At 67.7% G+C, this 6451-nt stretch carries 4 protein-coding genes; all 4 read left to right on the forward strand.

From position 1 onward, the window contains the following. Nucleotides 1-333 (forward strand): citrate/2-methylcitrate synthase (locus RTO53_RS09800; protein ID WP_312237613.1); only part of this gene is annotated, 333 nt, incomplete at its 5' end. A gap of 141 nt (nt 334-474) precedes the next feature. Beyond that, nucleotides 475-3090 (forward strand): Fe/S-dependent 2-methylisocitrate dehydratase AcnD, encoded by a 2616-nt coding sequence (acnD, locus tag RTO53_RS09805; protein ID WP_312237617.1) that lies wholly within the window; start codon nt 475-477, stop codon nt 3088-3090. Nucleotides 3091-3271: 181 nt separating this feature from the next. Next, nucleotides 3272-4456, forward strand: coding sequence for a 2-methylaconitate cis-trans isomerase PrpF (gene prpF, locus RTO53_RS09810; protein ID WP_312237614.1), 1185 nt, complete (start codon nt 3272-3274; stop codon nt 4454-4456). 34 nt (nt 4457-4490) lie between these two features. Further along, on the forward strand, nt 4491-5948 hold the full coding sequence (locus RTO53_RS09815) for a bifunctional 2-methylcitrate dehydratase/aconitate hydratase (protein ID WP_312237615.1): 1458 nt from the start codon (nt 4491-4493) through the stop codon (nt 5946-5948). Nucleotides 5949-6451 lie beyond the last annotated feature (503 nt).

The raw sequence follows: 6451 nt of genomic DNA on the forward strand, positions 1-6451 counted from the left end.
AGCGACCCGCGCAACAACATCATCAAGGAAGTGGCGCGCGATCTTTCCGCCGAGCAGCAGAACGTCAAGATGTTCGACATTGCCGAGCGCCTGGAAACGGTGATGTGGGACATCAAGAAGATGTTCCCCAACCTGGACTGGTTCAGCGCGGTCAGCTACCACATGATGGGTGTGCCGACGGCGATGTTCACCCCGCTGTTCGTCATCGCACGCACCTCCGGCTGGAGCGCGCACATCATCGAACAGCGCATCGACGGCAAGATCATCCGCCCCAGCGCCAACTACACCGGCCCGGAAGACCAGGCCTTCGTGCCGATCGACCAGCGCAAGTGATGCAGACGTACCGCACCCTGTAGAGGGTGCATTGCGGAGGAGGCCGGCGCGATGCCGGCCCCTTCCGTTGCGGCGTCGCACCTCCTCTTTGCCGGTGTCACGACGCCCCGGCCCGCCAACAAGCAGCTATCGCCAGCCATGATGAACAGCCATTACCGCAAGAACCTCCCCGGCACCTCGCTGGACTATTTCGATACCCGCGCCGCCGTCGACGCGCTCCAGCCCGGTGCCTATGCCACGCTGCCGTACACCTCGCGCGTGCTGGCCGAAAACCTGGTGCGGCGCTGCGACCCGGCCACGCTGGAGCCCTCGCTGCGGCAGCTGATCGAGCGCCGCCAGGACCTGGATTTCCCTTGGTTCCCGGCACGCGTGGTGTGCCACGACATCCTCGGCCAGACCGCGCTGGTGGACCTGGCCGGCCTGCGCGATGCGATTGCCGATGCCGGAGGCGACCCGGCCCAGATCAACCCGGTGGTGCCTACCCAGCTGATCGTCGATCACTCGCTGGCCGTGGAATTCCCGGGGTTTGACAAGGCCGCGTTCGAGAAGAACCGCGCCGTCGAAGACCGCCGCAACGAAGACCGTTTCCACTTCATCAACTGGACCAAGAAGGCGTTCAAGAACGTCGATGTGATTCCGCCGGGCAACGGGATCATGCACCAGATCAACCTGGAGAAGATGTCGCCGGTGGTGCAGGTGCGCGACGGCGTGGCCTTCCCCGATACCTGCGTGGGCACCGACAGCCACACCCCGCACGTGGACGCGCTGGGCGTGATCGCGATCGGCGTGGGCGGGCTGGAAGCGGAGAGCGTCATGCTCGGTCGCGCCTCGTGGATGCGCCTGCCGGACATCATCGGCGTGGAGCTCACCGGCCGGCCCCAGCCGGGCATCACCTGTACCGACATCGTGCTGGCGCTGACCGAGTTCCTGCGCAAGGAACGCGTCGTGGGGGCATGGATCGAGTTCCATGGCGAAGGCGCGACCGCGCTGACCATCGGCGACCGCGCCACCATCTCCAACATGACCCCGGAGTTCGGCGCCACTGCCGCGATGTTCTCCATCGACCAGCAGACCCTGGACTACCTGCGTCTGACCGGCCGCGAGGAAGCCCAGGTGCAGTTGGTGGAAACCTACGCCAAGGCCACCGGGCTATGGTCGGACGACCTGGCCCACGTGCAGTACGAGCGCGTGCTGCAGTTCGACCTGTCCAGCGTGGTGCGCAACATGGCCGGCCCGTCCAACCCGCACAAGCGCGTGGCCACCAGCGAACTGGCCGCGCGCGGCATCGCCGATGAAGCCAAGCTGGCCTCCGGCAAGCTGGAACAGGAACAGGGGCTGATGCCCGATGGCGCGGTGATCATTGCCGCCATCACCAGCTGCACCAACACCAGCAACCCGCGCAACGTGATTTCCGCGGCATTGCTGGCGCGCAACGCCAACCGCGCCGGCCTGACCCGCAAGCCGTGGGTGAAGAGCTCGCTGGCGCCCGGCTCCAAGGCCGTGCAGCTGTATCTGGAGGAGGCCGGCCTGCTGGGTGACCTGGAGCAGATGGGGTTCGGCATCGTCGCCTTCGCCTGCACCACCTGCAATGGCATGAGCGGCGCGCTGGACCCGAAGATCCAGCAGGAAGTCATCGACCGCGACCTGTATGCCACCGCCGTGCTGTCGGGCAACCGCAACTTCGACGGCCGCATCCATCCCTATGCCAAGCAGGCGTTCCTGGCCTCGCCGCCGCTGGTGGTGGCCTATGCGATCGCCGGCACGGTGCGCTTCGATATCGAAAAGGATGCGCTCGGCCACGACGCCGACGGCAACCCGATCACGCTGAAGGACCTGTGGCCCAGCGATGCGGAGATCGATGCGGTGGTGAAGGCCTGCGTCAAGCCGGAGCAGTTCCGCCAGGTCTACGACCCGATGTTCACCTTCAAGGTCGAACACGGCGCGCCGATCAGCCCGCTGTATGCATGGCGCGAACAGAGCACCTACATCCGCCGCCCGCCGTACTGGGAAGGCGCGCTGGCCGGCGAGCGAGGGCTCACGGGCATGCGTCCGCTGGCGGTGCTCGGCGACAACATCACCACCGACCATCTGTCGCCGTCGAACGCGATCATGGCCAGCAGCGCCGCCGGCGAATACCTGGCGAAAATGGGCCTGCCCGAGGAAGACTTCAACTCCTACGCCACCCACCGTGGCGACCACCTCACCGCGCAGCGGGCCACCTTCGCCAACCCGAAGCTGATCAACGAAATGGCCGTGGTCGATGGCCAGGTCAAGCAGGGCTCGTTGACGCGCGTGGAGCCGGAAGGGCAGGTCACCCGCATGTGGGAAGCGATCGAGACCTACATGGCGCGCAAGCAGCCGTTGATCATCATCGCCGGCGCCGACTACGGCCAGGGCAGCTCGCGCGACTGGGCCGCCAAGGGCGTGCGCCTGGCCGGCGTGGAGGCGATCGCCGCCGAAGGGTTCGAGCGCATCCACCGCACCAACCTGATCGGCATGGGCGTGCTGCCGCTGGAGTTCAAGGCGGGCGTGAACCGCAGGACGCTGGGCATCGACGGCACCGAGACCTTCGATGTGGTCGGCACGCGCGTGCCGGGTGCCGAGTTGACCCTGGTCATCCGTCGCCGCGACGGCGAGCAGCTGATGGTGCCGGTCACCTGCCGCCTGGATACCGCCGAAGAGGTATCCATCTACGAGGCCGGTGGCGTGCTGCAGCGTTTTGCCCAGGACTTCCTGGAAGCCTCGCAGGCAGCGTAAGGGCACTACGGGCGCGCACCGGATGGGCGCGCCCGCAGCGTCGGTGGCATGGGGGCGCTGTTGCTGCTGGCCACCCTGTGGCTGTTCCGCTCGAAGCGGCGCCGCGCGCCGGCCGAGCACAAACGTCTTCCCGCGCTGGTCGCCCAGCGTTGACCTTCCCGACACTTCCAGGGCATCTGCCATGACCTTCCTCCCCCAACGCCGCATCCCCGCCACCTACCTGCGTGGCGGCACCAGCAAGGGTGTCTTCTTCCGGCTCACCGACCTGCCGGCGGCCGCACAGGTACCGGGCCCGGCCCGCGACGCGCTGCTGATGCGCGTGATCGGTTCGCCCGATCCCTACGGCAAGCACACCGACGGCATGGGCGGGGCCACGTCCAGTACCAGCAAGTGCGTGATCATCGCCGCCGCGTCGGTGCCCGATCACGATGTGGACTATCTGTACGGCCAGGTCGCGATCGACACCGCGTTCGTCGACTGGAGCGGCAACTGCGGCAACCTCAGTACGGCGGTCGGTCCGTTCGCGATCAGCAACGGCTTCATCGATCCGGCGCGCATCCCGCACAACGGCACCTGCACGGTGCGGATCTGGCAGGCCAACATCGGCAAGACCATTCTGGCGCACGTGCCGATCGTGGACGGCCAGGTGCAGGAGATCGGTGATTTCGAACTGGACGGGGTGACCTTCCCGGCGGCGGAAATCCAGCTGGAGTTCCTGGATCCGTCCGATGATGGAGAGGGCGGCGCGATGTTCCCCACCGGCAACCTGGTCGACACTCTGGACGTGCCCGGCGTGGGCAGCTTTCCGGTGACGATGATCATCGCCGGCATCCCCACCATCTTCCTCAACGCTGCCGACCTGGGCTACACCGGCACCGAACTGCAGCCGGCGATCAATGAAGACAAGGCCGCGCTGGCCCGCTTCGAAGCGATCCGCGCCCACGGTGCGGTGCGCATGGGCCTGATCGACAGCATCGACCAGGCCGCCACCCGCCAGCACACGCCCAAGGTGGCCTTCGTGGCGCCGGCGCAGGAATACGTCTCGTCAAGCGGCAAGCGGATCGCGGCCGGCGACATCGACCTGCACGCGCGCGCGTTGTCGATGGGCAAGCTGCATCACGCAATGATGGGCACCGCGGCGGTGGCCATCGGTACCGCTGCGGCGATCCCCGGGACGCTGGTCAATCTGGCCGCCGGCGGTGGCGAGCGCGAGGCGGTCACCTTCGGTCATCCCTCCGGTACGCTGCGGGTCGGCGCGCAGGCGGCGTTCGTTGACGGCCAGTGGACGGTCACCCGGGCCATCATGAGCCGCAGTGCGCGCGTCCTGATGGAAGGCGCAGTGCGGGTACCCGCCGACACGGTGTAGCTTCAACACGGTGTAGCTTCAACAGGAGATCACGATGTCCGGTCACGACAGCAACGCCAACCAACGCCCGCCGTGGGATGCGGTGATGACCGACATCGTCGACTACGTGCGCGATTTCCGCGTGGAGTCGCCGCTTGCCTATACCACCGCACGTCACTGCCTGATCGACACGCTGGGCTGCGGCCTGGCCGCGCTGGCGTTCCCGGCCTGCAGCAAGCTGCTCGGGCCGCTGGTGCCTGGCATGCGCGTGATCAATGGCGCACGGGTGCCGGGGACGCGCTTCGAACTGGACCCGGTGCAGGGCGCCTTCAACATCGGCGCGATGGTGCGCTGGCTGGATTTCAACGACACCTGGCTGGCGGCCGAGTGGGGCCATCCGTCCGACAACCTCGGCGGCATCCTGGCCACCGCCGACTGGCTCAGCCGCAATGCCGAAGCCCTGCGCCGGCCACCGCTGACCATGCGCGACGTGCTGGCGGCGATGGTCAAGGCGCACGAGATCCAGGGCTGCCTGGCCTTGGAGAACGCCTTCAACCGCGTTGGGCTGGACCACGTGGTGCTGGTCAAGGTGGCCTCCACCGCCGTGGTCTCCCACCTGTTGGGGCTGGACCGCGAACGCATGCTCAACGCGGTGTCGCTGGCCTGGGTCGACGGCCAGGCACTGCGCACCTATCGGCATGCGCCCAACACCGGATCGCGCAAGAGCTGGGCGGCCGGTGACGCCACCAGCCGCGCGGTGCGGCTGTCGCTGATGGCTGCGGCCGGCGAGATGGGCTACCCCAGCGCGCTGACCGCACCGACCTGGGGCTTCTATGACGTGTCCTTCGGCGGCCAGCCGTTCCGCTTCCAGCGCCCCTACGGCAGCTACGTGATGGAGAACGTGCTGTTCAAGATCAGCTATCCGGCCGAGTTCCACGGGCAGACCGCCGTGGAAGCGGCGATGCAGCTGCACGCGCGGATGCGCGCGGCCGGCCGGCGCAGCGAGGATATCGCCCACATCACCCTGCGCACCCAGCAGGCGTGCCTGCGCATCATCGACAAGCCCGGCCCGCTGCACAATCCGGCCGACCGCGACCATTGCGTGCAGTACATGGTCGCCATTGCATTGATCTTCGGCCGGCTGGTCGCCGAGGATTATGAAGACGATGTCGCCGCCGACCCACGCATCGATCCGTTGCGCGCGAAGATCACCTGCGTGGAGGAGCCGCGCTACACCGCCGATTACCTCGACCCGGACAAGCGCAGCATCGCCAATGCGCTGGAGGTGGTGTTCAACGACGGCAGCACGCTCGACGCCGCCGTGGAGTACCCGCTGGGCCACGCCCGCCGCCGCGCCGAGGGCATCCCGCTGCTGGAGGACAAGTTCCGCGCCCACCTGGCGGCCACCTTCCCGACCCAGCAGCAGCGCCGCATCCTGGATGCCTCCCTCGACCCGGTGGTGCTGGAAGCCATGCCGGTGCACGAGTACGTGGCGCTCTACGTAGCCGGGTAGAGCCGCCCGTTGTTCGGCTGCCCGTCGCGGCACAGCCACCCGGTAGAGCCGAGCCATGCTCGGCTGTTCTCGCCTGCGGACCTTCCGGCGGACGAGGCATACGCCGGACATCGCCACCTGACCTTGTTTCAACCTCGGTGAAGCCGCACCGGTCTCCTGGGGGAAAGGCTTCGGACAGATCTGCCGCGCTGGCGCGCGGTTGCCGAGCATGGCTCGGCACTACCTGCGCGCGTGGTGCCGCGAGGGCGACGGCGACATGCTCGTCCGCAGGCACCCGGTAGAGCCGAGCCATGCTCGGCTGCTTTCGCTCACGAACGTTCCGTACGCCGGACATCGCCTCCTGCCCCCGTTTCAACCTCGGTGAAGCCGCAACGGTCTGCTGGGGGCAAGGCCTCGGACAGATCTGCCGCGCTGGCGCGCGGTTGCCGAGCATGGCTCGGCACTACGGGCGCGCGTGGTGCCGCGAGGGCGACGGCGACATGCTCGTCCGCAGGCACCCGGTA

Origin of the sequence: Stenotrophomonas sp. (assembly GCF_031995405.1) — a bacterium.
In the GTDB taxonomy this organism is placed as follows: domain Bacteria; phylum Pseudomonadota; class Gammaproteobacteria; order Xanthomonadales; family Xanthomonadaceae; genus Stenotrophomonas.

Excerpts from the sequence above, each read along its gene's own strand:
- RTO53_RS09815 (WP_312237615.1), top strand. The coding sequence starts at position 4,491 with ATGTCCGGTCACGACAGCAACGCCAACCAACGCCCGCCGTGGGATGCG.
- prpF (WP_312237614.1), top strand. The coding sequence starts at position 3,272 with ATGACCTTCCTCCCCCAACGCCGCATCCCCGCCACCTACCTGCGTGGC.
- acnD (WP_312237617.1), top strand. The coding sequence starts at position 475 with ATGAACAGCCATTACCGCAAGAACCTCCCCGGCACCTCGCTGGACTAT.